This window comes from Polaromonas sp. (genome assembly GCF_012927455.1).
In the GTDB taxonomy this organism is placed as follows: domain Bacteria; phylum Pseudomonadota; class Gammaproteobacteria; order Burkholderiales; family Burkholderiaceae_C; genus Polaromonas.
This window is the reverse complement of the sequence record NZ_JABBPE010000022.1, coordinates 47,033-73,997: the sequence shown is the minus strand read 5'-3', so window position 1 is coordinate 73,997 and position 26,965 is coordinate 47,033. Positions and strand designations below refer to the sequence as shown.

23 protein-coding genes are annotated in these 26,965 nt (G+C 62.8%); 13 read left to right on the top strand and 10 right to left on the bottom strand.

Annotated elements, in window-relative coordinates; all coding sequences use genetic code 11:
• Positions 1-33 precede the first annotated feature (33 nt).
• The 10 genes from HHJ18_RS20770 to HHJ18_RS20725 form a co-directional block, all read right to left on the bottom strand.
• Positions 34-3,078, bottom strand: coding sequence for a transglycosylase domain-containing protein (locus HHJ18_RS20770; protein WP_296918432.1), 3,045 nt, complete (start codon positions 3,076-3,078; stop codon positions 34-36).
• Positions 3,079-3,233: 155 nt separating this feature from the next.
• A complete protein-coding gene (locus HHJ18_RS20765) occupies positions 3,234-4,076 on the bottom strand; it encodes a DMT family transporter (RefSeq protein WP_296918430.1) in 843 nt (280 codons plus the stop codon).
• 246 nt (positions 4,077-4,322) lie between these two features.
• Positions 4,323-5,000 carry an N-acetylmuramoyl-L-alanine amidase gene (locus HHJ18_RS20760; RefSeq protein WP_296918428.1) on the bottom strand — a complete coding sequence of 226 codons (678 nt, stop codon included), beginning with the start codon at positions 4,998-5,000 and terminating at the stop codon, positions 4,323-4,325.
• A 47-nt stretch (positions 5,001-5,047) separates the two neighbouring features.
• Entirely contained in the window at positions 5,048-8,530 is a 3,483-nt protein-coding gene (locus HHJ18_RS20755; RefSeq protein WP_296918426.1) for a DEAD/DEAH box helicase, read from the bottom strand.
• A gap of 84 nt (positions 8,531-8,614) precedes the next feature.
• Positions 8,615-9,640 (bottom strand): lipoyl synthase, encoded by a 1,026-nt coding sequence (lipA, locus tag HHJ18_RS20750; protein WP_296918424.1) that lies wholly within the window; start codon positions 9,638-9,640, stop codon positions 8,615-8,617.
• Between the two features lie 22 nt (positions 9,641-9,662).
• Complete coding sequence (gene lipB, locus HHJ18_RS20745; protein WP_296918422.1) at positions 9,663-10,373, bottom strand: lipoyl(octanoyl) transferase LipB; 711 nt, start codon at positions 10,371-10,373, stop codon at positions 9,663-9,665.
• Positions 10,374-10,387: 14 nt separating this feature from the next.
• Complete coding sequence (locus tag HHJ18_RS20740; RefSeq protein WP_296918421.1) at positions 10,388-10,708, bottom strand: DUF493 family protein; 321 nt, start codon at positions 10,706-10,708, stop codon at positions 10,388-10,390.
• Entirely contained in the window at positions 10,705-11,601 is an 897-nt protein-coding gene (locus HHJ18_RS20735) for a D-amino acid aminotransferase (protein WP_296918419.1), read from the bottom strand. The genes HHJ18_RS20740 and HHJ18_RS20735 overlap by 4 nt, the downstream gene beginning before the upstream one ends.
• Positions 11,602-11,735: 134 nt before the next feature.
• Complete coding sequence (locus HHJ18_RS20730; protein ID WP_296918417.1) at positions 11,736-12,254, bottom strand: DUF2062 domain-containing protein; 519 nt, start codon at positions 12,252-12,254, stop codon at positions 11,736-11,738.
• An 81-nt stretch (positions 12,255-12,335) separates the two neighbouring features.
• Positions 12,336-12,779 (bottom strand): CopD family protein, encoded by a 444-nt coding sequence (locus HHJ18_RS20725; protein ID WP_296918415.1) that lies wholly within the window; start codon positions 12,777-12,779, stop codon positions 12,336-12,338.
• Between the two features lie 204 nt (positions 12,780-12,983).
• On the opposite strand from HHJ18_RS20725, the gene HHJ18_RS20720 reads away from it, so the two are divergent.
• The 13 genes from HHJ18_RS20720 (at position 12,984) to pdeM (ending at position 26,934) form a co-directional block, all read left to right on the top strand.
• The gene (locus HHJ18_RS20720) at positions 12,984-13,502 is read left to right on the top strand and encodes an ATP synthase subunit I (RefSeq protein ID WP_296918413.1); all 519 of its coding nucleotides are present in this window, start codon (positions 12,984-12,986) and stop codon (positions 13,500-13,502) included.
• A gap of 16 nt (positions 13,503-13,518) precedes the next feature.
• Complete coding sequence (gene atpB / locus HHJ18_RS20715; protein WP_296918410.1) at positions 13,519-14,376, top strand: F0F1 ATP synthase subunit A; 858 nt, start codon at positions 13,519-13,521, stop codon at positions 14,374-14,376.
• 76 nt (positions 14,377-14,452) lie between these two features.
• Entirely contained in the window at positions 14,453-14,701 is a 249-nt protein-coding gene (atpE, locus tag HHJ18_RS20710) for a F0F1 ATP synthase subunit C (RefSeq protein ID WP_296918408.1), read from the top strand.
• Positions 14,702-14,731: 30 nt separating this feature from the next.
• Positions 14,732-15,202 carry a F0F1 ATP synthase subunit B gene (locus HHJ18_RS20705; protein WP_296918407.1) on the top strand — a complete coding sequence of 157 codons (471 nt, stop codon included), beginning with the start codon at positions 14,732-14,734 and terminating at the stop codon, positions 15,200-15,202.
• Between the two features lie 12 nt (positions 15,203-15,214).
• The gene (locus tag HHJ18_RS20700; protein WP_296918405.1) at positions 15,215-15,745 is read left to right on the top strand and encodes a F0F1 ATP synthase subunit delta; all 531 of its coding nucleotides are present in this window, start codon (positions 15,215-15,217) and stop codon (positions 15,743-15,745) included.
• Between the two features lie 61 nt (positions 15,746-15,806).
• Entirely contained in the window at positions 15,807-17,420 is a 1,614-nt protein-coding gene (gene atpA, locus HHJ18_RS20695; protein ID WP_296918403.1) for a F0F1 ATP synthase subunit alpha, read from the top strand.
• Between the two features lie 27 nt (positions 17,421-17,447).
• Complete coding sequence (atpG, locus tag HHJ18_RS20690) at positions 17,448-18,314, top strand: F0F1 ATP synthase subunit gamma (RefSeq protein ID WP_296918402.1); 867 nt, start codon at positions 17,448-17,450, stop codon at positions 18,312-18,314.
• Positions 18,315-18,363: 49 nt separating this feature from the next.
• Positions 18,364-19,770 carry a F0F1 ATP synthase subunit beta gene (gene atpD / locus HHJ18_RS20685; protein WP_296918400.1) on the top strand — a complete coding sequence of 469 codons (1,407 nt, stop codon included), beginning with the start codon at positions 18,364-18,366 and terminating at the stop codon, positions 19,768-19,770.
• A 22-nt stretch (positions 19,771-19,792) separates the two neighbouring features.
• The gene (locus HHJ18_RS20680) at positions 19,793-20,209 is read left to right on the top strand and encodes a F0F1 ATP synthase subunit epsilon (RefSeq protein ID WP_296918398.1); all 417 of its coding nucleotides are present in this window, start codon (positions 19,793-19,795) and stop codon (positions 20,207-20,209) included.
• 266 nt (positions 20,210-20,475) lie between these two features.
• Positions 20,476-21,534 (top strand): ligase-associated DNA damage response exonuclease, encoded by a 1,059-nt coding sequence (locus tag HHJ18_RS20675; RefSeq protein WP_296918396.1) that lies wholly within the window; start codon positions 20,476-20,478, stop codon positions 21,532-21,534.
• Positions 21,531-23,207 carry an ATP-dependent DNA ligase gene (locus tag HHJ18_RS20670; protein ID WP_296918394.1) on the top strand — a complete coding sequence of 559 codons (1,677 nt, stop codon included), beginning with the start codon at positions 21,531-21,533 and terminating at the stop codon, positions 23,205-23,207. The genes HHJ18_RS20675 and HHJ18_RS20670 overlap by 4 nt, the downstream gene beginning before the upstream one ends.
• Positions 23,204-26,251: a ligase-associated DNA damage response DEXH box helicase gene (locus HHJ18_RS20665; protein WP_296918392.1), complete on the top strand. Its 3,048-nt coding sequence runs from the start codon at positions 23,204-23,206 to the stop codon at positions 26,249-26,251. Before HHJ18_RS20670 ends, HHJ18_RS20665 begins: the two co-directional genes overlap by 4 nt.
• Positions 26,251-26,934 carry a ligase-associated DNA damage response endonuclease PdeM gene (pdeM, locus tag HHJ18_RS20660; RefSeq protein ID WP_296918390.1) on the top strand — a complete coding sequence of 228 codons (684 nt, stop codon included), beginning with the start codon at positions 26,251-26,253 and terminating at the stop codon, positions 26,932-26,934. Before HHJ18_RS20665 ends, pdeM begins: the two co-directional genes overlap by 1 nt.
• Positions 26,935-26,965 lie beyond the last annotated feature (31 nt).

Sequence of the window (26,965 nt, the reverse complement as noted above, 5' to 3'; positions counted from 1 at the left end):
GGGGCGGGCGGGGCGGTTTAAACGCTGCCAGGCTCAGCGCCGGCAGGCCAGCTTATTGTCGCTGCCGGCTGCGTCCATCATGGGAATCAGCGTAGGCGTCAGCGATTTCAGCAGTTGCACCGAAATCGCGCTGGTGAACTTGTACCTGGCCGCATAGGGCTCTGGCACATAGGCCGTCATGGTGCCGAAAAAGCGGTCTCCCATCAAGAACACAAAGGTGGCGGAGCGGCTCACAATGCGCGTGGACAGCAGTCTGCCGCCCGGCCCATAGGTTTCAAAGCGGTGGTCGCCGGTGCCGGTCTTGCCGCCCACCTCTATTGGCTTGCCATTGGTTGGCCGCAAACCGCCCTTGAGGCGTCTGGCCGTGCCGTTTTCCACCACGTCCACCAGGGAACGGCGCACCAGGTCGGCGATCGCTACCGGTAGCAAACGCTCGCCGGCCAGGGCGTTGTTTTCAAAATGCGTTTCATAAGGCGTGCCCTGCGCAAAATCCAGGCTTTGCAATTTCCTGAGCGGCAGCCGCATGCCTTTGTTCACCACGATCCCCATCAACTCCGCTAGCGCGGCGGGGCGGTCGCCCGAGGAACCGAGCGCGCTGCCATAAGAAGGCGTGAGCGATTCGAAAGGGTAACCAAGGCGGCGCCAGGCGCGGCCAATCTCTACAAAAGCTTCTTCTTCCGTCATTTGCCGGATGCGTTTGTCCTGCTTGTTCTTGTTGCGCGTCTTGAATAACCAGGCGTAGACCTCCTGGCGCGCATCTACGCTGGCAGCCAGCGTCTGCGTCAAGGTAGCGGCAGGCTGCTGGCGCAGAAAGCCGAGCAACCACAATTCCAGCGGATGAACGCCAGCGATGTAGCCGCGGTCGGCCAGAGAAAATTTGTCGGGCCCGTACTGTGCATAAAGCGCGGCCAGCTTGGCGTCCGACAGCTCGTCCTCATGAAATCGCTGGCGCATGAAGGCCGAGAACTGCGCCAGGTCGGCCTGCGGCGCGATGCTGCGAAACACCGTGGCCAGCCGTGCCGGCACCGGGAGCCGCTTGCCCAGCAACAGCTGCTGCGCTTGCTCGGGCGATTTGCCATGGTATTTCTTGTAGAAGCGCACCATGAAATTGCGCCCTTCCTTGTCGGCAAAGCGGGACAGCAGCTGTTGCCGGCGCGGTCCTTCTTCTGACTCCAGCGCGTCAACGCCGCCGCCGGCCAGTTTGAATTTGTAGTGCCGCACCACATCGCGCATCAGCCGCACAAACACCAGGTTGACCGATTGCTGCAAGCCTTCACGCACCGTGATCACCCGGGAGTTTTCGCTGGCATCGAAATTCGAGAAGGTCTGCACGCCGCCGCCGGTGGCAAAGCCTTCCCCCGGACTGCCCGAGTAGCGCCGCTCCATCGCGGCCTCCAGCATCGCCGGCAAGCCCCGGTCCTGAGCCTGCGCCAGGTAAGCTAGCGCCCAGACGCTCAGGACGTTCTCCTTGTCCACCGGCAGCCGCGCCAGTTCCTTGGGCGGCAGGCTGGCGTAGCGCTGGTGCAGCTCGGCAATGATTTCGAGGTAGGTGATCAGCGTGCGCAGTTTGGCGGTGGAGCCCAGGTTGAGCCGTGCGCCCTCGTTGATGTCGAAAGGCTGGTCGAAGTTGTCGGTCTGCACGCGCAGCAAATTGGCGCCGCCGCGCTGCTCGAACAGCGTGAAGCTGAAAATCAGCTTGCTCGGGTCATCGCCGCTGCTGAGCATGTTGCGCCCGTACAGTTCCGCCGCCTTGGCATCGGCCGGTTTTTTGAGCTGGCGCAACGCCGACGTCGCGGCGCGTTGCATGTCGCCATTGAGGGTGCTGCTGGCGCTCAGATCGAGACGGTCCAGATCGTAAAGATTGTTGACCTGCAGCAAGCCTGAAAGCTGGCCGCGCAGTGCTGTGACGGCCTTGCGCGTGACAAACGAAATAGGCGGGCCGTTCTCGGTTGCCTGCTGCAGGGCGAGCTTGACCGGCAAGGCCGCATCGCGCAGCGCAGCCGGTATCACGCCGGCGGCGGCCAGCGCCCTCAGGTGACTGTCGGTCAACTGCGCCAGGTCGGCGGCGCCCTCTCGCAGGTAGTGCGACGGCCGGCGCTGCGCGATCAGCAGCGACAGCGCCTGTTTGAAGGCCTCGGCGCGGCGGCGCAGCGGGTCGTCGGCCGCCTCGCTGGCGTTGCTATCAAGCAGCTGATTGACCTCGTCAAAATCGCGACCGTACCAGGCCCACAGACCGTCGCCCATGCCATGGATCTCGCCAAAGCCGGGCTTGGCTGCCAGCGGGACGGTGTTGAGATAGTCCAACAGGATCTTTTGACGCGCCGGCAGCGTGTTCTCGCCGTCCAGGTAGACCCGCACCGAGGCCGAAGCCATCTGCCGCAGCTTGTCCTGGGGCGAGGAGGTACGCCCGCCTGGCGAGTGGCGGTATTTTTCGATCTGCGTGGCCAGCGTGCTGGCGCCGGGTGCCGGGTGCGATTTGTCAACCACATGGATCACCTGGTCGGACAAGGCCCGGCCAAAACGGCTCCAGTCCAGCGCCGGGTTGTGCATCGGGTAGCGCGTGGTCAGCAGCTCACGGTCCTCGATAAACAGCAGGGCATCCACCAGCAAGCGCGGCAGCGACGCGAAATCCGCATAGCTGCGTTCCGGATAACGCTCGGCGTACAGCGGTTGCCGGTTGCAGTCGAGCAAGTCAAGGCCGGCCTGTGTCTTTTCCCGGTAAGCCAGTGAGAGCCCTTTGTCGTCGAGCGCGGCAAGCCGCGGCGAAATGCGGGCTTGTTGGGTAATCAGAAAATCCTGCTTGGTCAGGCGTTGGGTAAAGGCCGGAAGCTGGCTGTAGCCCAGCCGTTCGTCGTAGGGGCCCGAGTGCGGGAAACGAATCGCCGGACTCGGCCCGGGTTCGGGCTTGAAGGTCAGCTCACGACCGAGTTCAGCCAGGTAACGCGCCTGCCGCTCGGACGTACGCACCTCGTTGCTGACCAGGCGCCCGGCAAGCACCAGCAGCACCAGCAGGCCGATCAGCAGCAGCCACCTGCCCCCATGTCGAGGCGTGATTTTTTTCAGCAGCAGAACTGCCATTTCGCGGGAGTGTCCGAATGTCAAGATAATCCCTTTTCAGCCTGTATTGATTCTGGTGCAAACCGCAGAATTTTGGCGAAAAAGTTCATTTTTCTGACAAATCATCCGACGCAGAGTCCCGCATTATTGGGTGGAGCTGTTGGCCCGTCTGTTCGTTAGCGCGCACGCGTGCCCAGCACGGCCGCGCCCATGATCATCAGCGCGGCCAGGCCAATACTCCAGCTCAGCGCGCGTCCGCTCACCAGCAACAACAGCGCCGTCGAGCCAAGCGGCGTGAGGTAGCTCAGGATGCCGATCTGCCGCGCATCACCACCTTTGAGGGCCTTGTCCCACAGGAAAAACGCAGCGCCTAGCGGGCCCAATCCCATCAGCGTTAACAGCAGCCAGTCGTGGCTTGACAGCAACACCGACGGCTCCAACGCCCAGTGGCATAAAAGCGACAACAAGCCCGAAACCAAACTGAAAAGGCCGATCGCGGCGGTCGGAAAGGCCGCAACGCGCTGGCTCAGCAGCGAATAGCTGGCCCAGATCAGCGCCGAGCCCAGGGCAGGCAGGTAGCCCCAGGACCAGCCGCCCTGGCCCGCTGCGCTTTGGCTGGCCCCCAAAATGGCGACGGCCGCGCCGGCAAAGCCTAACAGCGCCGCCACCACATGCATGCCACGCAGCCGCACGCCCACCAGCAACAGCGGCGCCAGCACCACCATGAACAGCGGCCACAGGTAGTTGACCAGATTGGCCTCTACCGGCGGTGCATGGCGCAGCGCGATGAAAAGCAGCAAGTGAAAACCAAACAGGCCGTACACGCCCAGCGCCAGCGTCGTCGCCGGTATTTTCCAGGCCCGTTGGTCTCTGAGCACAAAAGGCAGCGCCAGCAGACTGCCGGTCAGCAACCCGATGCCGGTCAGCAAAAACGGCGGAATATGGCGCAGCGACACGCCGAGCGCGGCCAGCGTGGCCCACAGCGCGATGGCACCTAAGGCGTAAAGATTGGCTGGCATGGCTACCGGCTAACTTTGCCGCCCTGGCGTCACCGGGCAGGCCCGTGATTTGCAGTCCGCCCTGCTGGAGATGAATAAAGGGTCGTGGTCGCGGCGTTGTGCGGAGGCTTGGTGCATGGGGGCTTGCAGTGGTTTGCGTTAAGGTGGCGGGGGGTCGGACCAACGGATGCTCCGACCGATGCACTTTGTTCTTTGGCGACAGACAGACGGTGATGACGCTTTTTCAGGCGACATTGCGCTGGCGGATTAGCCGTCACAGCATCCGGCTGCAGCCCTGGTCTTTATCTTTGCGGCCGGGGTGGCCGCAGCCACAAGCGCCGGCATGGCCTCGTCTGCACCATGGAGCACCAGGTCCCTGAATCGCAGCCAGTCAAAATTCTCGCCCGGATCGCTCCTTCTGCCTGGATCGAGCTTGGCATGAGAGATAACGTGCACGAGCCGAGGGTATTTTGCCCAGCAGTAGCGAACGATTCGTGCCGCTGCTTCAAGCTGCCACGAAGAAAATGGATCGTCCTTCTGAGCGTTCACGACCTCTATGCCCAAGGACCAGTGGTTGACCTTTTTTGCACCCTTGTTAACGTCAGCGTGTGCGACGGCATTGCGCACATGCCAGGCCGCCAGTGCTTCCGGCACGCAGGCCCAAACCAGGTGGCCGTGTTGCGCTTCGTCCTCGTCGGGAACCCGCCAGTGAAATGACGCTGCATCTGCGGGCTTCTTCATGACCGAAATGGCGCCTTCAGAAGACGCACCGGCTGTGGCGTGAATGACCACTGCCACGATGCCAAATATGGGATCGACCAAACGCTTGGTGGTGCAGGTTGGCCAGTACTTTTGAATGCCTGGATACCAGGGTTGTGCGATCGTGATTTCGCTGGGGCGACCCGACTTCGGAAGGTTGAACTGAAAAAGCGCTGGATTCGCCATGCTTGTCTCCGTTGGGAATGCTCAATGGATCTTCAGCAACACGACGGCTAGCCCAGCGGCTTCAGCAACTCCGCCACATCGCTCTCGGTAAACTGCGGCTGCTTGCGCGCCAGCGAGCCGCTGTACATGCTTTCGGCCAGTGCGGCCTTGCGTTCTTGCAGCGCCAAGATGCGCTCTTCAATCGTGCCTTGCGCAACCAGCTTGTAAACGAAAACCTGGTTTTTTTGCCCGATGCGGTGGGCGCGGTCGGTCGCCTGGTTTTCTGCTGCCGGGTTCCACCAGGGGTCGTAATGAATCACCGTGTCGGCCTGCGGCAGGTTCAGGCCGACGCCACCGGCTTTCAGGCTGATGAGAAACAGCGGCACTGCGCCCGAAGTGAAGCGCCCGATGATCTCGTCGCGCTTTTGCGACTGGCCGGTGAGCTTGACCCAGGCGATGCCGCGCGCTTTCAGCTCGTCTTCAATCAAGGCCAGCATGCTGGTGAACGATGAGAACAGCAGCACGCGCCGGCCCTCGGCCAGCATCTCGGGCAGCAGCGTCATCAGGTGCTCCAGCTTGGCCGATTGCTTGATCTTCCTGGCCGAAGCCAGCGCCAGCAGGCGCGGGTCGCAGCAGACCTGGCGCAGCTTGAGCAGCGCGTCCAGAATCTGGATTTGCGACTTCGCCAGCCCCTTGTTGGCCAGCGCGTCGCGCACCGCTTTTTCCGTGCTCAGGCGTATCGTTTCGTACAGGTCGGCCTGTTTGCCGCTGAGCTCGACGCTGGAGATGGTCTCGATCTTGTCGGGCAGCTCGGTCGCCACCGCGCGCTTGGTTCGGCGCAGCATGAAGGGCGTGATGCGGCGGCGCAGCTGGTCCAGCCGCTCGGCGTCGCCGTTCTTTTCAATCGGGTTGCGAAACAGTTGCTTAAAGCGCGCCTGGCTGCCCAGAAAGCCCGGCATCAGGAAATGAAACAGGCTCCACAGCTCGCCCAGGTGGTTTTCCATCGGCGTGCCCGACAGGCACAAACGATGCCGGGTTTGCAGCTCGCCCACCACCTGCGCGGCATGGGTGCTGGCGTTCTTGATGTTTTGCGCTTCGTCCAGCACCACCAGGTGCCAGGGCTGCTGCAGCCAGCGTTCGCGGTCGCGCTGCAGCAGCGAGTAGGGCGCGATCACCAGGTCGTGCGTGCTCATTTCCCCGGCTGACTCGTGGCGCTCCTTGCCGTGCAGCACCAGCGTGCGCAAGCCGGGCGTGAAGCGCTCGGCCTCGCGGCGCCAGTTGCCCATCAGGCTGACGGGCGCGACGATGAGCGCCGGATGCGTCAGCCGGCCGGCTTCTTTTTCGACCAGCACATGGGCCAGCGTCTGCAGCGTTTTGCCCAGGCCCATGTCGTCGGCCAAAATGCCGCTCAGGCCGTGCTGACGCAAGAACTGCAACCAGTTCAGGCCTTGCTGCTGGTAGGGGCGCAGGCTGGCCTGCAGGGCGGTGGGCACGCGCACCTCGGGCAACTGTTGCTGGCCGGTGAGCTGCTGCACCAGTTCGCGCAAGACCTGCGCGCCCGCCCATTGCGCCCCTTCCCCCAGGGCGGCGCCGGTGCGCAGCGCATCAAGGCGCGACAGCTTCAGGCTGCCGCCCGAAAAATCATGGGCCCGGTCGCCCACCAGCTCCAGCAGCGCAGCCATCCAGGGCTTGAGCGCGTCGGTCGGCAGGCGGATGAAGCCCTGGCCTTTTGGCTCGCGCAAATAGACAAAGGGCGCAATGTCGGGCTGGCCGGTGGCCGGGTCGCGCGGGCTGGCGGCAGCGGCAGCAATCAGCTCGGGCAGCCAGGGCAGGATGTTGTGGCGCTCCCCGTTGATTTCCATGCCCAGCGACAGATCAAACCAGGGCGAAGTCGCTTCGTCATCGCCCTGCGCCTGCAACTGCACGGCCAGCGACTGACCATGCGTGATCCAGCCGTTCAGGGCGTCGTCCAGCGTCAGCGTGAAACCGGCTTCGCGCAGCACGGAAAAACCGTTGTCGGCCCAGTGCAGCCAGTCCTGCTGCGGCCCGTCGGCCGGGATGCCGAACATGCCGCCGTCGGTGGTGGCGGTGAGTCCCAGGTCCATCAGGCGCGTGATGGCGCCCAGTTCGGCCTCAGCGTCGCGCTGCAGCAGCACCCGGCCCGCAGGTTGGTCCACCAGCACTGCCAGCCCCTGGCCGGCCCACCAGCCGCGATGGCCCTGGTAGTCAAAGCGCAGTTGCGCCTGGATCAGCCCCTTGAACGGTACCAGCTCGGGCGGCGTGGGCGCTAGGTGCAGGCAGGCGGTCGGCGCGATGCCATCGAGCCGGCTCAGGCTTTGCAGCACTGGAGGCAGCGGCAGCTGGCCAAGGCGCCGCATCAGATCGACCTGGTGTTTTTGCAGGGCCGAGGCCTTCAGCGGCGGTGCCTTGAGCAGGATGTCGAGCTGTGCTTCGGGCACGTCAGCCGCGTGGACCGGGCCGCACAGGCCATGCGCGGCGTCCAGGTAGAACGGCGGGCTGTTCAGGCACAGTTGCGCACCGCTGCTGCTACCGCCATTGCCGGCCAGCCGGGCGCGCAGGGCCCAGCCCGCCTCGCTGCTGTGCGGGCCGGGCACTTCTGCCCAATGCCAGTCCAGCTCTTGCGGCGGCCCCCATGCGATGACGGCGCCCGGGCTGCCGCCCGCGTCCAGAAACAGCCGCCCGGTGCTGGCCGCCTGCTGCAGCGCCATCAGGCCAACCTGCCCGGCCGGCACCACGCGCGGGGTGACGCTGTAGGCGGAGTAAAAGCTGTTGCCGTTGGGCATGGCGCGCATCAGCTGCAGCACCTGCCGGTCGGCCTCGCTGGCCTGGTCATAGACCGGCTGCCCGGCGTGCGGCGGCGTGCGTATGGCCTTGGGCTTGGCCCAGCCGCCCGTGACCTTGGGGTAGGACACCACGGCTTCGAGCTGAAGCTGTGGCCGCGGGCCGTGGCTGCCCACCACCGTCAGCAGGTATAAATATTGTTCGGGCCTGGCCTGTCCGCGCGCCGTGTGCACCGAGGCTGGCGCCAGGCCGCTGGCGCGGTCCAGGTCGCTAAACCATTGCAGCAGCTGGGCTTCGGCTTCCAGTCGGGCGATTTCCTGGGCGCGTGCCTGCGCCGCCTGGCGCGCTGCTTCGAGTTTTTCGGGGCTGGGCGGGGTGGAGGGGGTGTGGGTGGCGCCGGGCGCCAGCTCCTGGCCGAGCAGCTGCAGGCCGTGGTAGGCGGCCTTCAGCATCAGCGCCACGCCGTGTTTGCATTGCAGCCCGACCGGGCAGCTGCAGTCGCTGTCCCAGACATCGACCTGGCCGTCGGGCAGTAGCGCCATTTCTATCGACACCTCGTAGGGCTGGCGCAGACTGCCTTGCACCTCGCCCAGCAGCAGCCAGGCGTTTCGCAGCGGTTCGATCTCCAGGCTCAGCACCTTCTGGCTGCGGTACAGCGACAGGCCGCGCGCCCAGGTGCCCGCATCGCTCAAGTGCTCAAGCGAACGCGGGTCGAACCAAAGGCCATTGAGCAAGGCAAAATTAGGCATAAAAACGGTAAAAAAGGCCTCTAGCCCAGGTAATACGGGCGCAAGCAGCTATTAAAAACATAGCAAAAACCGCAGGCGGGTGGTTCAGGCTTTGGGCGCGCCCGCCAGCACATGGCCGGCCTGCTGGTCGGCGTGGTAGCTGGAGCGCACCATGGCGCCGACGGCGGCGTGCGAAAAGCCCATGGCGTAGGCCTTTTCCTCAAACATCTTGAAGGTGTCCGGGTGCACATAGCGGCGCACCGGCAGGTGCGAAGTTGAGGGCGCCAGGTATTGGCCAATCGTCAGCATGTTGATGCCGTGATCGCGCATGTCCTGCATCACCTGCAGGATTTCTTCGTCAGTTTCGCCCAGGCCCACCATGATGCCGCTCTTGGTCGGAATGTTGGGGTGCAGCGCCTTGAATTTCTTCAGCAGATTCAGGCTGAACTGGTAGTCAGAGCCGGGGCGCGCTTCCTTGTACAGGCGCGGCGCGGTTTCCAGGTTGTGGTTCATCACGTCGGGCGGCGCAGCTTTCAAAATCTCAAGCGCGCGCTCGTCGCGGCCGCGGAAGTCGGGCACCAGCACCTCGATTTGCGTGGCCGGCGACAGCGCCCGAATCTGGCGGATGCAGTCAACGAAATGCTGAGCCCCGCCATCACGCAAATCGTCGCGGTCAACGCTGGTGATCACCACGTACTTGAGCTTGAGCGCGGCAATCGTTCTGGCCAGGTTCTCGGGTTCGTTCGCGTCCAGCGGGTCGGGACGGCCGTGGCCGACATCGCAAAACGGGCAGCGCCGCGTGCACTTGTCGCCCATGATCATGAAGGTCGCCGTGCCCTTGCCAAAGCATTCGCCAATGTTGGGGCAGCTGGCTTCTTCGCACACCGTGACCAGCTTGTTTTGCCGCAGCACGTCCTTGATCTCATAGAAGCGAGTGCTCGGGCTGCCGGCCTTGACGCGAATCCAGTCGGGCTTTTTCAGCACCTCGCCTTGCACTACCTTGACCGGAATGCGCGACAGCTTGGCCGCCGCCTTCTGCTTGGCCAGCGGGTTGTAGTCCGCCAGGCTTTGGGCTTCGCGAACGACGGGATTGGCCGCAGGGGCGTGAGGGGTGGCTTCTGGGTTACTCATGGGGTGTTTCGTTTTCAGCAGTTCAGGCCGCCAGATAAGTGCCGAGCTTTTGGCCCAGCACATCTGCTGCCTCCTGCCAGCTTGCCGATACCCCGATTGTAGAAAGGTCTGTGGTCTGCAGCCCGGCATAGCCACACGGGTTGATGCGCGTGAAGGGTTCCAGGTCCATCGCCACGTTGAGCGCGACGCCGTGGTAAGTGCAGTGGCGGCTCACCTTGATGCCCAGCGCGGCGATTTTGCCGAGTCCGCGAAACCGGTCGCCGGGATGGGCCGGGCCGCTCAGGGCAGCGTGTGCAAACGGGTCGTCCAGCCGCACATAAATGCCGGGCGCGCCGCTGACGCGGTGGCCGGTCACGCCGAAATGCGCCAGGGTTTTGATGACGGCCTCTTCGATGCGATAGACATATTCCTTGACGAAATAGCCGGCGCGCTTGAGGTCGATCAGCGGGTAAGCCACCACTTGGCCGGGCCCGTGGTAAGTCACCTGGCCGCCCCGGTCGGTTTGCACCACCGGGATGTTGCCAGGGTTCAGCACATGATCACTTTTGCCCGCCAGCCCCTGTGTGTAGATCGGTAGATGCTCACAAATCCATAGCTCGTCGCGCTCGTCCTGATTGGGCTGCAGCGTTTCATCATCTGTATTGGTGGGGTTTCGCGCGGCCGTGAAAGCCTGCATGGCAGCGTAGGTGGGCAGGTAGTCCACCCGGCCGAGCTGGCGTATTACGGTCTGCATCGACGGAGTCAGGCTTACAGCACCACTTTGACCATGGGGTGCCTGGACAGCGCGTGGTAAAGCGCGTCGAGCTGCTCTCTGGAGGTGGCCATGACGGTGATGGTGATGCCCAGGTATTTGCCGCCCTTGCTTTCGCGCAGCTCGATGGTGGATGCGTCAAAGGCGGGGTCGAACTGATGCGCCACGGCGGTGATGGCGGCGACCAGGCCGTCGACCTTGACGCCCATCACCTTGATGGGAAACAGTGACGGGTAGTCGATCAGCGACTCTTGGCGTGACGGCTCGGTCGGCAGCGCTGGGGTATTTTCAGGGATACTTTTTGGAGGTTGGGTCATGTGGATGGCGCTTGTTTTGCCTGCTGGTAGGCGCTGTAAAGCTTGGCGTAAATGGGGCCGGGCTGGCCGTTTCCAACCGGCTGGCCGTCCAGCAGGGTGACGGGCAGCACTTCCTTGGTGGCCGATGACAGCAGCAGCTCGTCGGCCGCCAGCACGTCGGCCCGCGTGATGCGGCGCAGCTCGAAACCGATGTTGGCAGCGCGGCAGATTTCTTCAATCAGCCCGTAGCGTATGCCTTCGAGGACCAGCTGGTCCTTGGGCGGGCCCATGACTACGCCGTTTTTGATGACCCAGACATTGCTGGCGGCGGCTTCGCTCAAATAGTCGCCGCGGAACATGACGGTCTCCAGCGCGCCAGCATCAAAGCTGATCTGGCGCGAGAACACCGCGCCCAGCAAGCTGGTGCTCTTGATGTGGGCTTTTTGCCAGCGGAAGTCGGAGGCAGAGACGCAGGCCACGCCGTGCTCGCGCTGCTGCGCGCTCGGCAGCTTCATGGCGCTGCTCATCACGAACACCGTGGGCGTCAGGTCAGGCGGCATGGCATGGTCGCGCAGGGCGACGCCGCGGGTCACCTGGATGTAGATCAGCTGATCGAGTTTTTCGGCATCAGCGCCTGTCGATTGGGCGTAAGCAGCTATTAATTTAAGAGCAAGCTGGCGCCATTCGAGGTGCGTCAACGGATTCTTGATGCGCAGCTCGGCGAGGCTGCGATCAAGCCTGGCCATGTGCTGCGCAAAGCGGAACAACTGACCGGCGTAGGCCGGCACCACCTCGTACACGCCATCGCCAAAAATGAAGCCGCGGTCCATCACGCTGATCTTGGCGTCCTTGAGCGCGGTAAATTCGCCGTTGAGGTAGCAGGGCGTGTCGGGCAGGGTGGCGGAAGTGGTCATGGTGATGATGGGTGGAAGATGGAAGATGGAAGATGGAAGATGGAAGATGGAAGATGGAAGATGGAAGATGGAAGATGGTCGGCTCAATCGAGGGCGCTGGGCGCACCTGGCTGGCTTGGCAACGCGACCATTTTCTACCGATGGCGGCGTTTAAACCAGATGCGCAGGCGCCAGGCGAGTTTGACGCTGAGGTAGCCAAGCGCCGAGCCGGCGACCGCAAAAATGCCCATGCCCAGTATGGCAGGCGCGCCAAAAGACGCCAGCCAGGCCAGCTTGCCCGCGCCTTCGGCCACTGCAACCGGCGGCGGCGCGTTTAGCAGCAAGCTGCCCAGCTGGTAGGCCAGCCAGAGCCAAAAACCCAGTGTGAAGGGGTTGGTGATCAACGTCACGCCCGCTGCCACCGGGATGTTGGCGCGCCACCAGACGCTGTGCGCTGCCGCGATCAAAAACTGCGCAAACGGGGTGGCAAAGGCCCAGAAGATGCCGATGGCAACGCCGCGTGCCACGGCTTCGTGCTGCAGCCGCCACAGCTGGGGATCGCCCAGCCGGTGCGCCACTGGCTTGAGCCAGGGATGCGCGGCCAGCGTTTCAGCGCTGGGCAGTGCGTTTTTAAAGCGATTGCCGCGCGCTGGCGTTCTCGGGGGTTTGCTCATGTCGATTCGGCAGCGCGGTTAGCTATAAAACACATCGCTGCTTGCGGCCGTGCTGCATGGGCTGGCGTATCAAGCCGTGCATCAAACGCGAAAAACAACGGCGCCGATGGCGAGCGCGCCCAGCCCCAGATTGATCTGCGCCAGCGTGGCAATCTGCGCAACGCGGCGCCCGCCTTCGGGCCAGTCGGCCGCCGCGACGGCCAGCTTCAAACGCCGAAACGGGCCGAAGTAGAGATGGCCGAACAGCGCGAACATCAGCAGGCCGACGGCCAGCATCACATGCCAGCCGAGCGGCGCGTTTTTCATGCCAACCGTCAGCAGCATGAACAGCCCGCTTACCAGCAGGATGGCGATGCACTCCCAGACCCGTTTGAAGAAATTTCCCAGCACCTGCTCGATCAACGGCAAGCGTTGCGGCGGGGCCAGTTGGGCCGCTGCCGGCCGCAGCGCAAACAGCATGAAGACGATGCCACCGAGCCAGACAATGGCCGCGGCGATATGCAGGAATTTCATCAGGGCGTTCATGGCAGGTCTTTCATCGATAAGGAGTGGCGTCGCAGCCGGATCCAGCAATGCCGCATTGTGGACTAGCCCTTGCCAGTGGCTGTCAGCATGCTTGCATCGCGCTCGTGCGGAACTAACCCGAATGTTTTATTAGCGTTCTCGGGTTTCTACGTATAATCAAGGGCTTTGCTGATAGTCGCCCTTGTAACCCTGTCGTAATTTGTCATGTCTAAAATTACAAATTCGGTGGACGCCCCGAAAGTTCGGGAGGAGCGCTACGGCGCTTATGTAGATGAGGTCAAGGATGAGGGGTTCAAGCCTCTGACGCGTGATGAAGCCCAAAAGCTCCGTTCCGCTAATCCTTCGCTTTCCCCGTGGCGCGTGTTGGCATGGCAGTTGTTGGTCGGGGTTCTGGTGGCGTGTGCGGCCTGGGGCTTGACCGCAAAGTTAAGTGTTGGCTGGTCCGCCCTGTATGGCGCGCTGGCGGTGGTGGTGCCAGGCGCCGTGTTGGCGCGCGGTATCACCGGCAAGGTATCTTCGATGAATCCGGGCGCTGCGGTGGCTGGATTTTTTTTGTGGGAAATGGTCAAGATTGGCCTGACGGTGGCGATGTTGTTCGCGGCGCCGCGGTTGGTTGAAAATTTGAGCTGGCCTGCCATGTTGGTGGGTCTGATAGTGACAATGAAAGTGTCTTGGGGTGCGCTCTGGTTCAAGCCCAAGCGCCCCACGACGCATCAAACTTAACGAGACGAGTAGACAGATGGCTGCTGAAAACGGACCTACCGCCGGGGAATACATTGGTCACCACCTGGTCCATTGGCAGAACAAGCCGATGAGCGGTGTGATTGATTTTTCTGTGTACAACCTCGACTCCATCTTGTGGGCAGTAGTGCTCGGTGTCGTCGGCAGCTTTTTTCTCTGGAAGGCAGCGCGCGCTGCAACTGCCGGTGTGCCGGGGCGCTTTCAGGCTGCCGTCGAAATCCTCGTTGAAATGGTTGACACCCAGGCCAGGGGCATCATCAAGAACGCGCAAAGCCGCAAGGTGATCGCACCCATGGCGCTGACGGTCTTCATCTGGATTTTCCTGATGAATGCGATGGACTTTCTTCCGGTCGATTTGTTGCCGAAAATCTGGGAAATGATCGTCGAGGCCACCGGTGGCGATCCGCATCATGCCTACATGCGCGTGGTGCCCACCGCCGATCTGTCCACTACTTTGGGTCTGTCGATGTCGGTGCTGCTGGTTTGCGTCGCCTACAACATCAAGATCAAGGGCGCGGGCGGCTGGATCCACGAATTGTTCACGGCACCATTTGGCAATCATCCGATCTTGTGGCCCATTAACTTCCTCATGCAGATGATCGAGTTCGCGGCGAAAACCGTGTCGCACGGCATGCGGCTGTTCGGCAATATGTACGCGGGTGAACTGGTGTTCATGCTGATCGCGCTGATGGGCGGCGCAGCGGCCATGTCGCTGTCAGGCATTTTGTTGCCGATAGGCCAGATCCTCGCAGGTACCGTGTGGGCCATCTTCCATATTTTGATCGTCGCCTTGCAGGCCTTCATTTTCATGATGTTGACCTTGGTGTATGTGGGGCAGGCCCACGATCATCACTAGAGTTTTGTCAATCTGATTTCTTTCGCTTTTCTTTTTTTGTTAGTTTGTTAGTTACTTAAATCCATAGGAGCTTTAAATGGAAAACGTTCTCGGTTTCGTCGCTTTGGCCTCAGGCCTGATCATTGGCCTGGGCGCTGTCGGCGCATGTATCGGCATCGGCATCATGGGTAGCAAATACCTTGAAGCGGCTGCCCGCCAGCCTGAGCTGATGAATGAACTGCAAACCAAGATGTTCCTGCTCGCAGGTCTGATCGATGCCGCATTCCTGATCGGTGTTGGTATCGCGATGATGTTCGCGTTTGCCAATCCGTTTGTGCTGAAGTAATCGTCAACATTCCGAAAGAAAGGTGTTGCCGTGAGTATTAACGCAACCCTGTTCGTTCAGGCGATTGTTTTCGCGATCCTGGTGTGGTTCACAATGACATTTGTGTGGCCGCCCATAACGAAAGCGCTGGACGAGCGGGCTCAAAAAATCGCTGACGGCTTGGCCGCTGCCGACAAAGCCAAGTCTGAACTTTCCGTGGCCAACAAGCGCGTGGAAGAAGAACTGGCCAAGTCGCGCAACGAGTCGGCAGTGCGTCTGGCCGAAGCCGAACGCCGTGGTCAAGCCTTGATTGAAGACGCCAAAGCCAGGGCGACCGAAGAGGGCAGCAAAATCATTGCTGCCGCCAAGGTCGAAGCCGAGCAGCAAACCGTCAAGGCCCGCGAAACCCTGCGTGAGCAGGTTGCCGCACTGGCCGTCAAGGGTGCCGAGCAGATTCTGCGCAAGGAAGTCAATGCCAGCGTGCATGCCGACTTGCTGGGCCGCTTGAAGACCGAACTTTAAGAGGGCGTACACATGGCCGAACTAGCCACTATTGCCCGTCCCTATGCGGAAGCACTGTACAAAGCCTGTGGCTCCGACCTGGGCGGCACTGCCGTCTGGCTTGACGAGTTGGCGTTGATCGCTGCCAACGTTCAGTTGCAGCAGTTCGCCGGCAATCCCGGCGTAACGTCTGCGCAGGTGTTTGAGTTGATCTCCGGCGTCGTGCAAAGCAAGCTGCCGCAGGCTGCGAAAAACTTCCTGCAGGTGGTGATCGACAACGGCCGCATCAGCGTCCTGCCGGAAATCGCCAGTCAGTTTCGCGCGCTGAAAAATGCGCAGAGCGGCGCCTCCGATGCCACCGTGTACAGCGCCTTCGCGCTCGACGGTGCGGCGCTGGCCGATCTGGCGACGGCGCTGGACAAGCGCTTTGGCCGCAAGCTCAACCTCCAGGTTGAGCTGGAACCTGCCTTGATTGGCGGCGTGCGTGTCGTGGTGGGTGACGAGGTGCTGGACACCTCGGTCAAAGCCCGTTTAGAGCAAATGAAAGTGGCGCTGATTTCCTGAAGCTGGCGCACCGGCGCCATCGCAAGTTTTCAGCCAACAACCTAGAAAGAAGGAAAGAGTCATGCAACTCAATCCCGCAGAAATTTCTGAACTGATCAAGAGCCGTATCGAAGGCCTGACTGTCAGCGCCGACATCCGCAACCAGGGCACGGTTGTGTCCGTGGCCGACGGTATCGTCCGTATTCATGGCCTGTCCGATGTGATGCAGGGCGAGATGCTCGAATTCCCTGCCACGGCGGACGGCACGCCCACCTATGGCTTGGCGCTGAATCTCGAGCGTGACTCAGTCGGCTCCGTGATTCTGGGCGAGTACGAACACATCGCTGAAGGCGACACCGTCAAGTGCACCGGCCGTATTCTGGAAGTGCCGATCGGCCGCGAGCTGCTGGGCCGCGTCGTCAACGCACTGGGCCAGCCGATTGACGGCAAGGGTCCGATCAACGCCAAGTTGACCGACGTGATCGAAAAGGTTGCGCCCGGCGTGATCGCCCGTAAATCGGTCGACCAGCCGCTGCAGACCGGCCTGAAGTCCATCGACTCCATGGTGCCTATCGGCCGGGGCCAGCGCGAGCTGATCATCGGTGACCGACAGACCGGCAAAACCGCCGTGGCGATTGATGCCATCATCAACCAAAAGGGCACGGGCGTGTCCTGCGTCTATGTCGCGATTGGCCAGAAAGCCTCTTCGATCAAAAACGTGGTGCGCTCGCTGGAGCAGGCCGGCGCCATGGAATACACCATCGTGGTGGCGGCTTCGGCCTCCGATTCGCCGGCCATGCAATACGTCAGCGCCTATTCCGGCTGCACCATGGGCGAGTACTTCCGCGATCGCGGTGAAGATGCGCTCATCGTGTACGACGACTTGTCCAAGCAGGCCGTGGCCTACCGTCAGGTATCGCTGCTGTTGCGCCGTCCGCCAGGCCGCGAAGCCTATCCGGGCGACGTGTTCTATCTGCACAGCCGCCTGCTTGAGCGTGCGGCGCGCGTCAACGAAAAGTATGTCGAAGACTTCACCAAAGGCGCCGTCACGGGCAAGACCGGTTCACTGACGGCCCTGCCCATTATTGAAACGCAGGCCGGCGACGTGTCCGCCTTCGTGCCGACCAACGTGATTTCGATCACCGATGGTCAGATCTTTCTGGAAACCAGCTTGTTCAACGCCGGTGTCCGCCCCGCGATCAACGCCGGTATCTCGGTATCGCGCGTCGGTGGCGCCGCCCAGACCAACTGGATCAAGGGCCTTTCCGGTGGTATCCGTACCGACCTGGCCCAGTACCGTGAATTGGCCGCATTCGCGCAGTTCGCTTCCGACCTGGACGAGGCTACCCGCAAGCAGCTCGAGCGCGGCGCGCGTGTCACGGAATTGCTCAAGCAAGCCCAGTACTCGCCCCTGCCTATCAGCCTGATGGGCGTGACCCTGTTTGCGGTCAACATGGGTGTCATGGATGATATTGACGTCAAGAAGGTACTGTCTTTCGAGCACGGGCTGCACTCCTACCTTAAAGACAAGCACGCTGCACTGCTGGCTACCATTGAGAAAAATGGCGCCAAATGGGACGTGAAGCCGGCCAAGCCGGACGACAGCGATTCGAAGAAGGCAATGAAGAAAGTTTGTCAGGATGCTGAAGCTGAGCTCAAAGCCGCCGTGATCGAATTCAAGAAGTCGTTCGCTTAAGTTTTCACCCGAAACCAGGAAACTGTTATGGCAGCAGGCAAGGAAATACGCGGCAAGATCAAGTCGGTGGAAAACACCAAGAAGATCACCAAGGCCATGGAAATGGTGGCTGCCTCCAAAATGCGCAAGGCGCAGGAGCGAATGCGCGCAGCCCGTCCTTACAGCGACAAGATACGCAACGTCACGGCCAATCTGAGTCAGGCCAACCCCGAGTACACCCACAAGTTCATGGAGTCCAACGACGCCAAGACCACCGGGTTCATCGTGGTGAGCACCGACAAGGGTTTGTGCGGCGGCATGAACACCAACGTGCTGCGCGCGGTTACCGCCAAGCTCAAGGATCTGCAGGCTGCCGGACATGACGCACGGGCCGTGGCCATTGGCAACAAGGGTCTGGGTTTTCTCAATCGGGTGGGCGTCAAGGTGGTGTCGCATGCCACGCAGCTGGGCGACAAGCCGCATTTGGACAAGCTGATCGGCCCCGTCAAGGTGCTGCTCGACGCGTACAGCGAAGGCAAGGTCAGCGCGGTGTACCTGTGCTACACCCGGTTCATCAACACCATGCGCCAGGAGCCGGTGGTCGAGCAACTGCTGCCCCTCACGGCCGAGCGCCTGCAAGCCGACAAGGACCAGCATGGCTGGGACTACATCTACGAGCCGGACGCGCAAACCGTGATCGACGATTTGATGGTTCGTTTTGTCGAAGCGCTGGTTTACCAGGCCGTTGCCGAGAACATGGCGTCCGAGCAGTCAGCCCGCATGGTGGCCATGAAGGCCGCGACCGACAACGCCGGCAGCGTGATTGACGAGCTCAAGCTGGTTTACAACAAAACACGTCAGGCTGCGATTACGAAAGAACTTTCGGAAATCGTTGCCGGTGCTGCAGCGGTTTAATCCGCCACACCAGATTTAAAGACTTAAAGAACGGAAAGAGGATTCAATCATGGCTCAGATTCTAGGCAAGATTGTTCAGTGTATTGGCGCGGTGGTGGACGTGGAATTTGCGCGTAACCAGATGCCCAGGATTTATGACGCGCTCAAGATGGACGGCTCGGCGCTGACGCTGGAAGTGCAGCAGCAATTGGGCGACGGCATTGTCCGCACCATCGCGCTGGGCACCTCTGACGGCCTGCGTCGCGGCAACATCGTGTACAACACCGGCGCGCCTATCACGGTGCCCGTGGGCAAAGCCACGCTGGGCCGCATCATGGACGTGCTGGGTGCTCCGATTGACGAACGTGGCCCGGTCGACCAGACGCTGACCGCTTCCATCCACCGCAAGGCTCCGGCTTACGACGAATTGAGCCCTTCGCAAGAGCTGCTGGAAACCGGCATCAAGGTGATCGACCTGGTGTGCCCGTTCGCCAAGGGCGGCAAGGTTGGCCTGTTCGGCGGTGCCGGCGTCGGCAAGACCGTGAACATGATGGAACTCATCAACAACATCGCCAAGGCGCACTCGGGTCTGTCCGTGTTTGCCGGTGTTGGCGAACGTACCCGTGAAGGCAACGACTTTTACCACGAGATGGCTGATTCCGGCGTGGTGAATCTCGACAACCTCGGTGAGTCCAAAGTGGCCATGGTCTACGGCCAGATGAATGAGCCCCCAGGTAACCGTCTGCGCGTGGCGCTGACCGGCCTGACGATTGCCGAGTCCTTCCGTGACGAAGGTCGCGACGTGTTGTTCTTCGTCGACAATATTTACCGCTACACGCTGGCCGGTACCGAAGTTTCAGCACTGCTGGGCCGCATGCCTTCCGCCGTGGGCTACCAGCCGACGCTGGCCGAAGAAATGGGCCGCCTGCAGGAGCGCATTACCTCGACCAAAGTCGGTTCGATCACGTCGATTCAGGCCGTTTACGTGCCTGCCGATGACTTGACCGACCCATCGCCTGCCACCACCTTTGCCCATCTGGACTCCACCGTGGTGCTGAGCCGAGACATCGCTTCGCTGGGCATTTACCCGGCGGTCGATCCACTGGACTCGACCAGTCGCCAGTTGTCACCAGCCGTGGTCGGCGAAGACCACTACAACACGGCACGCGCCGTGCAAGGCACGCTGCAGCGCTACAAGGAATTGCGCGACATCATTGCGATTTTGGGCATGGACGAACTGGCCCCCGACGACAAACTGGCGGTCGCGCGTGCCCGCAAGATCCAGCGTTTCCTGTCGCAGCCCTTCCACGTCGCTGAAGTGTTCACCGGTTCGCCCGGAAAGTACGTCAGCCTGGCCGAAACCATTCGCGGCTTCAAGATGATTGTGGCCGGCGAGTGCGACCATTTGCCCGAGCAGGCTTTCTACATGGTCGGCACGATTGATGAGGCGTTTGAGAAGGCGAAGAAAGTCGCCTGATCGACTTCTTTAAGGAGCATTCATGAACACCATCCACGTCGACGTTGTATCCGCAGAAGAGTCCATCTTCTCCGGCGAGGCCAAATTTGTGGCTTTGCCCGGCGAGGCCGGCGAACTGGGGATCTACCCGCGCCATACGCCGCTGATCACCCGCATCAAACCGGGTGCGGTTCGCATTGAAAAAGCCGATGGCACGGAAGAGTTTGTGTTTGTCGCCGGCGGCCTGCTGGAAGTGCAGCCCCATTGCGTGACGGTACTGAGCGACACCGCCATCCGCGGCAAGGACCTGGACGAAGCCAAGGCCACAACCGCCCGGGCAGCGGCCGAAGAAGCCCTGAAAAATGCCAAAACCGATATCGACATTGCCATGGCCCAGTCCGAGTTGGCTGTGATGGCCGCGCAGATTGCAGCGCTGCGCAAATACCGCCAGAAAAAATAAGAGCAATCAACGCAGACCGCTGTCTGCAAACGCAGAGATTCGGCAACGGAACTCTGCATCAAGCCCCTGACGCAAGTCGGGGGCTTTTTTTATGGGCACTGCGCATGGTTGGGCGCGTTGTAAGTCCCTGCTGACAGGCCAAGGGCTTGCCCGCGTTCAGCGGATAGTCGGTGCTGGCGCTAGGATCAAAATCTAGGTTTTTGCTCACAGCCGAAACAGCGACTTTAATTTCCTCTCTACACCTTCACACTTCACACCCCCTGCACATGAACCTGATCGTGGCGAGGCCGGAAGGCCTGTATTGCCCAGCGGGCGACTTCTATATCGACCCCTGGCGACCGGTTGAAAGCGCCGTAATCACGCACGGCCATTCGGATCATGCGCGCGTGGGGCATGCACGCTATCTGGCGCACGCCAACAGCGCGGGCATCCTGCGCAGCCGGCTGGGCGAGATCACGCTGCAGACACTGCCTTATGGCGAGCCGGTGCTGCACAACGGCGTCCGTATTTCGCTGCACCCGGCCGGCCATGTGCTGGGGTCGGCGCAAGTGCGGGTCGAGCACGGCGGCGAAGTGTGGGTCGCCTCGGGTGATTACAAACTGGAAGGTGACGGCACTTGCGAGCCGTTCGAGCCGCTTCGCTGCCATACCTTTATTACCGAATCGACCTTTGGCCTGCCGATTTACCGCTGGCCGTCCCAAGCCGAACTGTTTGCCGACATCAATCAATGGTGGCGCGGCAATGCCGCTGCCGGACGCGCGTCGGTACTGTTTTGCTACGCCTTTGGCAAGGCGCAGCGCATTCTTCACGGCGTCGACGCCAGCATTGGACCCATCGTTGCCCATGGCGCGGTCGAGCCTTTGAGCCGGGTATACCGGGAAGCCGGGGTGAATTTGCCCGCCACGCAGACGGTCGCGCAAGCTGACTCGGCAGCGATCAGCCAGGCGCTGGTACTGGCGCCGCCATCCGCGCAGGGGTCGCCCTGGATGCGCCGCTTCGGCAACTACTCCGACGCTTTTGCCAGCGGCTGGATGCTGCTGCGCGGCACGCGGCGGCGCCGTGGCGTGGACCGCGGCTTTGTCATGTCAGACCACGCCGACTGGCCCAGCCTGCAGCGCGCCATTGACGGCACGGGCGCCGAGCGCGTCTTCGTCACGCATGGCAGCGTTGCGGTGCTGGTGCGCTGGCTGCGCGAGCGGGGGCTTGATGCGCAGGGCTTCAAGACCGAATACGGCGGTGAGGATGTGGCCGATCAGGCTGCCGTGCTCCGCGACTCCGGCAAGCCCGTGGATGCCATCCAGCCTGCCCGCGACGCCACTTCATGAAAGCATTTGCGGCCCTTTACCGCGAGCTTGACGCGACCACGTCGAGTCTTGCCAAACAGGCCGCGCTGCAACGCTATCTGCAAAGTGCCGCGCCCGCAGATGCGGCCTGGGCCGTGTATTTTCTGGCCGGTGGCAAGCCACGCCAGCTGGTGGCCACCAAGCTGCTGCGCGGGCTTGCACAGCAAGCCGCTGGGTTGCCCGAATGGCTGTTTGACGAAAGCTACGAATCGGTCGGCGACCTCGCCGAAACCATCGCGCTGTTGCTGCCACCGCCCAGCGGCGCGCACGATTTGGGCCTGGCGGTGTGGATAGAGCGGCACCTGCTGCCGCTGCGAAAAGAGCTGCCCGAAGCCTTGCCAGACACCCTGCGCGCGCAATGGAACCTGCTGGCCGTGGACGAGCGCCTGGTCTATTTCAAGCTGATCACCGGCGGCTTTCGCGTCGGCGTGTCGCGGCTGCAGGTCACGCAGGCGCTGGCAGCGGTCGGCGGCATTGACGCCAAGCGGGTGGCGCAGCGGCTGATGGGCTACACGCACATCAGCGGCCAACCCTCGGCCGGCCAATATGCCGCGCTGATTGCGCCGGAAAGCAGCGGCGAGCTGAACCAGCAAACCAGCGGTCAGCCCTATCCGTTTTTTCTTGCCCATCCCTTCAACCAGCCGCTGCAGCAGTTCGACAGCCTGCTGGGCGCGCCGGCGGATTGGATCATTGAATGGAAATGGGACGGCATTCGGGCCCAGCTGGTCAAGCGCGCCGGTCAGGTCTGGCTGTGGTCGCGCGGCGAGGAGCTGGTGACTGAGCGCTTCCCCGAACTCGCAAAGCTGGGCGAGGCGCTGCCCGATGGCACGGTACTCGACGGCGAAATCGTGGTCTGGCGCAGCGATGAAACTTTGCCGGGGAGCGCGGGCCGCGTGCAGCCCTTTGCCGAGCTGCAAAAACGCCTGGGCCGCAAGACGCTGGGGGCCAAGCTGCTGCGCGACATTCCGGTCGTGCTGCTGGCGTATGACTTGCTGGAGTGGCAGCAGCGTGACCTGCGGGCGCTGCCACAAGCCGAGCGCCGGGCCCTGCTCGACACGCTGGTGACCGAGCTGCAGCATCCCACGCTGCGGCCCAGCCCGATGCTGAACGGCGACGACTGGCAAAGCCTGGCCTTGCAGCGCGAAGCGGCGCGTGCCATGGGTGTTGAAGGCATGATGCTCAAGCAGCGCCAGGCCCTCTACGGCGTCGGCCGCACCAAGGAGGCCGGGCTCTGGTGGAAGTGGAAGATTGACCCGCTCAGCATCGATGCCGTGCTGATTTACGCGCAACGCGGCCACGGCCGACGCGCCAGCCTTTACAGCGACTACACCTTCGCAGTATGGAGCGAGCCCGAAGGGCAGACAGACCGCAAGCTGGTGCCTTTTGCCAAGGCCTATTCGGGCCTGACCGACGCCGAAATGGCGCGTGTCGATGCCATCATCCGCAAGACCACGCTCGAAAGCTTTGGCCCGGTGCGCAGCGTCAAACCGACACTGGTGTTCGAGCTCGGCTTTGAAGGCATCGCGCGCAGCCCGCGCCACAAGAGCGGCATTGCCGTGCGCTTTCCGCGCATGCTGCGCTGGCGCGAGGACAAGCCGGTGGCCGAGGCCGATACCCTGGAGACGCTGGCTGCGTTGCTGCCGGCCAAAGCATGACAACCAGGTCGGCAAAACCACTGGTCAAAAAGGCCCTCGATGCCTGGTTTGACGCGCGCGGCTGGACGCCGTTCAAATTCCAGCGCGACGTCTGGAAAGCAATTGGCGACGGCCATTCTGGTTTACTCCATGCGACGACCGGCGCCGGCAAGACCTATGCCGTCTGGCTCGGTGCCTTGATGTCTTTTATGGCTCTAGCCCATACGGTACGGGCGCAAGCAGCTATTAAAAGCGTAGCAAGAGAGGGAAGCGTCAAGGCAGCGCCGCTGACCGTGCTCTGGATCACGCCGATGCGTGCACTGGCGGCTGACACGCTGCGTGCGTTGCAGCTGCCGCTTGAGGTGTTGAATGCCGCCGTGAATGACGATGGAACGTCAAGTTTCATGTACTGGAGCGCCGGCGCACGCACTGGCGACACACCAGCGGCTGAACGCAGCGCGCAGAACCAGCGCCTGCCGAGCGTGCTGGTCACCACGCCCGAGAGCCTGTCGCTGCTGCTGTCCCGCGCCGATGCCAGGGACGTGCTGGGCGCCGTGAAGCTGGTCGTAGTCGATGAGTGGCACGAGTTGCTCGGCAACAAGCGCGGCGTGCAGGTGCAGCTGGCTTTAGCACGGCTAAAGCATTGGAACTCTTCCGATGGGCCAGCCCAAGCCAGCCCAGTCCCCTTGGAGGGCAGCGAACTACACGCAGTGGAAAGCGTGGGGGTTCGACTTCCGCTCCCGCATGCGCAAGCAGGGGCCGCGGAACCGGCTTTGCCGGGCCGCAGGCGCAGCGCCTCCTCGGGGGGCAGCGCATTACACGAAGTGAAAAGCGTGGGGGCACTATCAGTTTGGGGCATGTCGGCGACGCTGGGCAATTTGAAGGAAGCGATGCGCACCCTGCTGGGTCACGACGATGGCGTGCTGGTGCAGGGCCAGCTGCCCAAAAAACTGCTCGTCGATTCGCTGCTGCCCGCGCGCGTGGAACGCTTTCCGTGGGGTGGGCATCTGGGCCTCAGCATGCTGCCGCAGGTGATTGAAGAAATTGAAAAAAGCAGCACCACGCTGGTGTTTACCAACACGCGTTCGCAAGCCGAGATCTGGTACCAGGCGATGCTGCAGGCGCGTCCCGACTGGGCCGGGCTGATCGCGCTGCATCACGGCTCGCTCGACCGGGCGGTGCGCGAGTGGGTAGAGCTGGGCCTGAAAAGCGGCGCGCTCAAGGCCGTAGTCTGCACCTCCAGCCTGGATCTGGGCGTCGATTTTTTGCCGGTTGAACGCGTGTTGCAAATCGGCTCGCCCAAAGGCGTGGCGCGGCTGCTGCAGCGCGCCGGGCGTTCGGGCCATGCGCCCGGCCGGCCCTCGCGCGTCACACTGGTGCCCACGCACAGCCTGGAGATGGTCGAGGGCGCTGCCGCCCGCGCGGCGATTGCCGCCGGGCATATTGAGTCGCGCGCATCGCCCGCGCAGCCACTCGATGTGCTGGTGCAGCACCTGGTCACGATTGCGCTGGGCGGTGGCTTTGTGCCCGCCGAATTGTTGGCCGAGGTGCGCAGCACGGCGGCCTACGCGCAGCTGTCGCAAGAAAACTGGGACTGGTGCCTGTCCTTCGTCGCGCAGGGCGGACCCTCGCTGGCGGTCTATCCCGACTACCGCCGCGCCGTGCCGGACGAAGCGGGCGTGTGGCGCGTGCCCGATGCGCGGCTGGCGCGGCGTCACCGCTCGAACATCGGCACCATCGTCAGTGACGCCAGCATGGCGGTGCAGTATGTCGGCGGCGCCAAGATCGGCACGGTCGAAGAAAGCTTTGCCGCGCGTCTCAAGCCCGCTGACTGCTTTCTGTTTGGCGGCCGGCTGCTTGAACTGGTTCGCATCCACGAGATGACGGCCTGGGTGCGCCGCGCCAGCGGCAAGCGCCCGGCGGTGCCGCGCTGGAACGGCGGGCGCATGCCGCTCTCGACGACGCTGGCCGACGCGGTGGTGCAGCAGCTGGCCCTGGCCAAAGAAGGCCGATACGACACGCCCGAGCTGCAGCGCGTGCGGCCGCTGCTGGAGATTCAGCAGCGCTGGTCGGCGCTGCCGACGCCGCACAGCCTGCTGGCCGAAGTGCTGAAAACGCGCGAGGGCTGGCATTTGTTTTTGTACCCGTTCGCCGGCCGACCGGTGCACCTCGGGCTGGCCAATCTGCTGGCCTGGCGCGTGGCGCAGCGCCAGCCGCGCACTTTTTCGATCGCTGTCAACGACTATGGCTTCGAGTTGCTCAGCGCCACCGAAGTGGACTGGCCGACGCTGCTTCCGCAAGTGCTAACGCCGGACGGCTACACCCCAGGCGAGTATGAGGACTGCATGGAGCCAGCCGGGGCCGCGGAACCGGCTTCGCCGGGCCGCAGGCGCAGCGGCCCCCTCGGGGGGCAGGAAGCTACGCGAAGCGAGCGACCGTGGGGGCACCACATTCAGCGTGGGGGCGATCTCTTGCAAGAAGTGCTGGCCAGCCTGAACGCCAGCGAGCTGGCGCAGCGGCGTTTTCGTGAAATCGCCCGCGTGGCTGGCTTGATTTTTCAGGGCTACCCTGGAGAAAAGCGCAGCAACAAGCAGCTGCAGGCCTCCTCGTCGCTGTTTTATGAGGTGTTTCGAAAATACGACCCGACCAATCGCCTGCTGCTGCAAGCCGAGCAGGAATTGCTGGCGCAGGAGCTGGAAATTGGCCGCTTGCGCGCCACCCTGGCTCACATGGCCACGCAGCAGCTCCTTGTGCAAACGCTGGCGCGGCCCACGCCGTTTGCCTTTCCTCTAATGGTGGAACGCTTTCGCGAGCAACTGTCCAATGAAAATTTGGCCGAGCGCATTGCGCGCATGGTGGCGCAGCTTGACCGGGCCGCTGACGGCACGCCAGAGGCCAGCCAGGCGCCGCAGTCGTCAGGCAATCAAACGCCATCGGCTGCTGAACAGCTGCGCCTGAGCCTGGCGTTCTCGCAGGACACGCTGTCGGGCACGCGCGCCGACAAACCACCACCGGGCAAAGCCCGTGCGCCCAGGCGTGCCGCGGGCCGCCGGCCCGGTTTGTGATGCCGCCCGATAGCGCGCTGGGCCGCCCCTTGGCGATTGACTGCGCCGGCGAAACGCTGTGGCTGCTGCCCGAACATGCGCTGTGGTGGCCTGCCGGGCGCGTGCTGTGGGTAGCCGACCTGCATCTGGGCAAGGCGGCAACTTACCGCGCGCTCGGGCAGCCCGTGCCCAGCGGCACGACGCGCGAAAACCTGGCGCGCCTGAGTGCCTTGCTGCATCACTACCAGCCCGCGCAGCTGGTCTTTCTGGGTGACTTTCTGCATGCGGCGCAAGCCCGCACGCCCACGCTGCTGGCGGCGCTGGCGGCGTGGCGCGCCAACCATGCGGCGCTGGACTGCACGCTGGTGCGCGGCAACCACGACAGCCGCGCCGGTGATCCGCCGCTTTCGCTGGGCATCCAGAGCGTCGATGAACCCTGGACCATCGGGCCTTTTGCCGCCTGCCACCATCCCCAACACCATGCCACGCACTTTGTACTGGCCGGCCATCTGCATCCGGCGCTGAGTCTGCATGGCGCGGGCCGCGCGCATTTGCGACTGGCCTGCTTCAGTTTTGAGGCGCGCTGCGCCGTGTTGCCGGCCTTTGGCGAATTCACCGGCGGCATGCAGCTTGTGCGGCAGCCCGGGCGCACGCTGTATGCAGTGGGCGGGCAGGCAGTCTGGCGCTTGCCGCCCGCGCGCTGAAGGCGCGTTTAGCCCGAAATAAGTGATCAAA

Excerpts from the sequence above, each read along its gene's own strand:
- HHJ18_RS20765 (WP_296918430.1), bottom strand. The coding sequence starts at position 4,076 with ATGCCAGCCAATCTTTACGCCTTAGGTGCCATCGCGCTGTGGGCCACG.
- HHJ18_RS20755 (WP_296918426.1), bottom strand. The coding sequence starts at position 8,530 with ATGCCTAATTTTGCCTTGCTCAATGGCCTTTGGTTCGACCCGCGTTCG.
- atpE (WP_296918408.1), top strand. The coding sequence starts at position 14,453 with ATGGAAAACGTTCTCGGTTTCGTCGCTTTGGCCTCAGGCCTGATCATT.
- lipB (WP_296918422.1), bottom strand. The coding sequence starts at position 10,373 with ATGCAGACCGTAATACGCCAGCTCGGCCGGGTGGACTACCTGCCCACC.
- HHJ18_RS20665 (WP_296918392.1), top strand. The coding sequence starts at position 23,204 with ATGACAACCAGGTCGGCAAAACCACTGGTCAAAAAGGCCCTCGATGCC.
- HHJ18_RS20770 (WP_296918432.1), bottom strand. The coding sequence starts at position 3,078 with ATGGCAGTTCTGCTGCTGAAAAAAATCACGCCTCGACATGGGGGCAGG.
- HHJ18_RS20720 (WP_296918413.1), top strand. The coding sequence starts at position 12,984 with ATGTCTAAAATTACAAATTCGGTGGACGCCCCGAAAGTTCGGGAGGAG.
- atpB (WP_296918410.1), top strand. The coding sequence starts at position 13,519 with ATGGCTGCTGAAAACGGACCTACCGCCGGGGAATACATTGGTCACCAC.
- HHJ18_RS20735 (WP_296918419.1), bottom strand. The coding sequence starts at position 11,601 with ATGACCACTTCCGCCACCCTGCCCGACACGCCCTGCTACCTCAACGGC.
- lipA (WP_296918424.1), bottom strand. The coding sequence starts at position 9,640 with ATGAGTAACCCAGAAGCCACCCCTCACGCCCCTGCGGCCAATCCCGTC.
- atpD (WP_296918400.1), top strand. The coding sequence starts at position 18,364 with ATGGCTCAGATTCTAGGCAAGATTGTTCAGTGTATTGGCGCGGTGGTG.
- HHJ18_RS20700 (WP_296918405.1), top strand. The coding sequence starts at position 15,215 with ATGGCCGAACTAGCCACTATTGCCCGTCCCTATGCGGAAGCACTGTAC.
- HHJ18_RS20670 (WP_296918394.1), top strand. The coding sequence starts at position 21,531 with ATGAAAGCATTTGCGGCCCTTTACCGCGAGCTTGACGCGACCACGTCG.
- atpA (WP_296918403.1), top strand. The coding sequence starts at position 15,807 with ATGCAACTCAATCCCGCAGAAATTTCTGAACTGATCAAGAGCCGTATC.
- HHJ18_RS20680 (WP_296918398.1), top strand. The coding sequence starts at position 19,793 with ATGAACACCATCCACGTCGACGTTGTATCCGCAGAAGAGTCCATCTTC.
- HHJ18_RS20675 (WP_296918396.1), top strand. The coding sequence starts at position 20,476 with ATGAACCTGATCGTGGCGAGGCCGGAAGGCCTGTATTGCCCAGCGGGC.
- pdeM (WP_296918390.1), top strand. The coding sequence starts at position 26,251 with ATGCCGCCCGATAGCGCGCTGGGCCGCCCCTTGGCGATTGACTGCGCC.
- HHJ18_RS20725 (WP_296918415.1), bottom strand. The coding sequence starts at position 12,779 with ATGAACGCCCTGATGAAATTCCTGCATATCGCCGCGGCCATTGTCTGG.
- atpG (WP_296918402.1), top strand. The coding sequence starts at position 17,448 with ATGGCAGCAGGCAAGGAAATACGCGGCAAGATCAAGTCGGTGGAAAAC.
- HHJ18_RS20730 (WP_296918417.1), bottom strand. The coding sequence starts at position 12,254 with ATGAGCAAACCCCCGAGAACGCCAGCGCGCGGCAATCGCTTTAAAAAC.
- HHJ18_RS20760 (WP_296918428.1), bottom strand. The coding sequence starts at position 5,000 with ATGGCGAATCCAGCGCTTTTTCAGTTCAACCTTCCGAAGTCGGGTCGC.
- HHJ18_RS20740 (WP_296918421.1), bottom strand. The coding sequence starts at position 10,708 with ATGACCCAACCTCCAAAAAGTATCCCTGAAAATACCCCAGCGCTGCCG.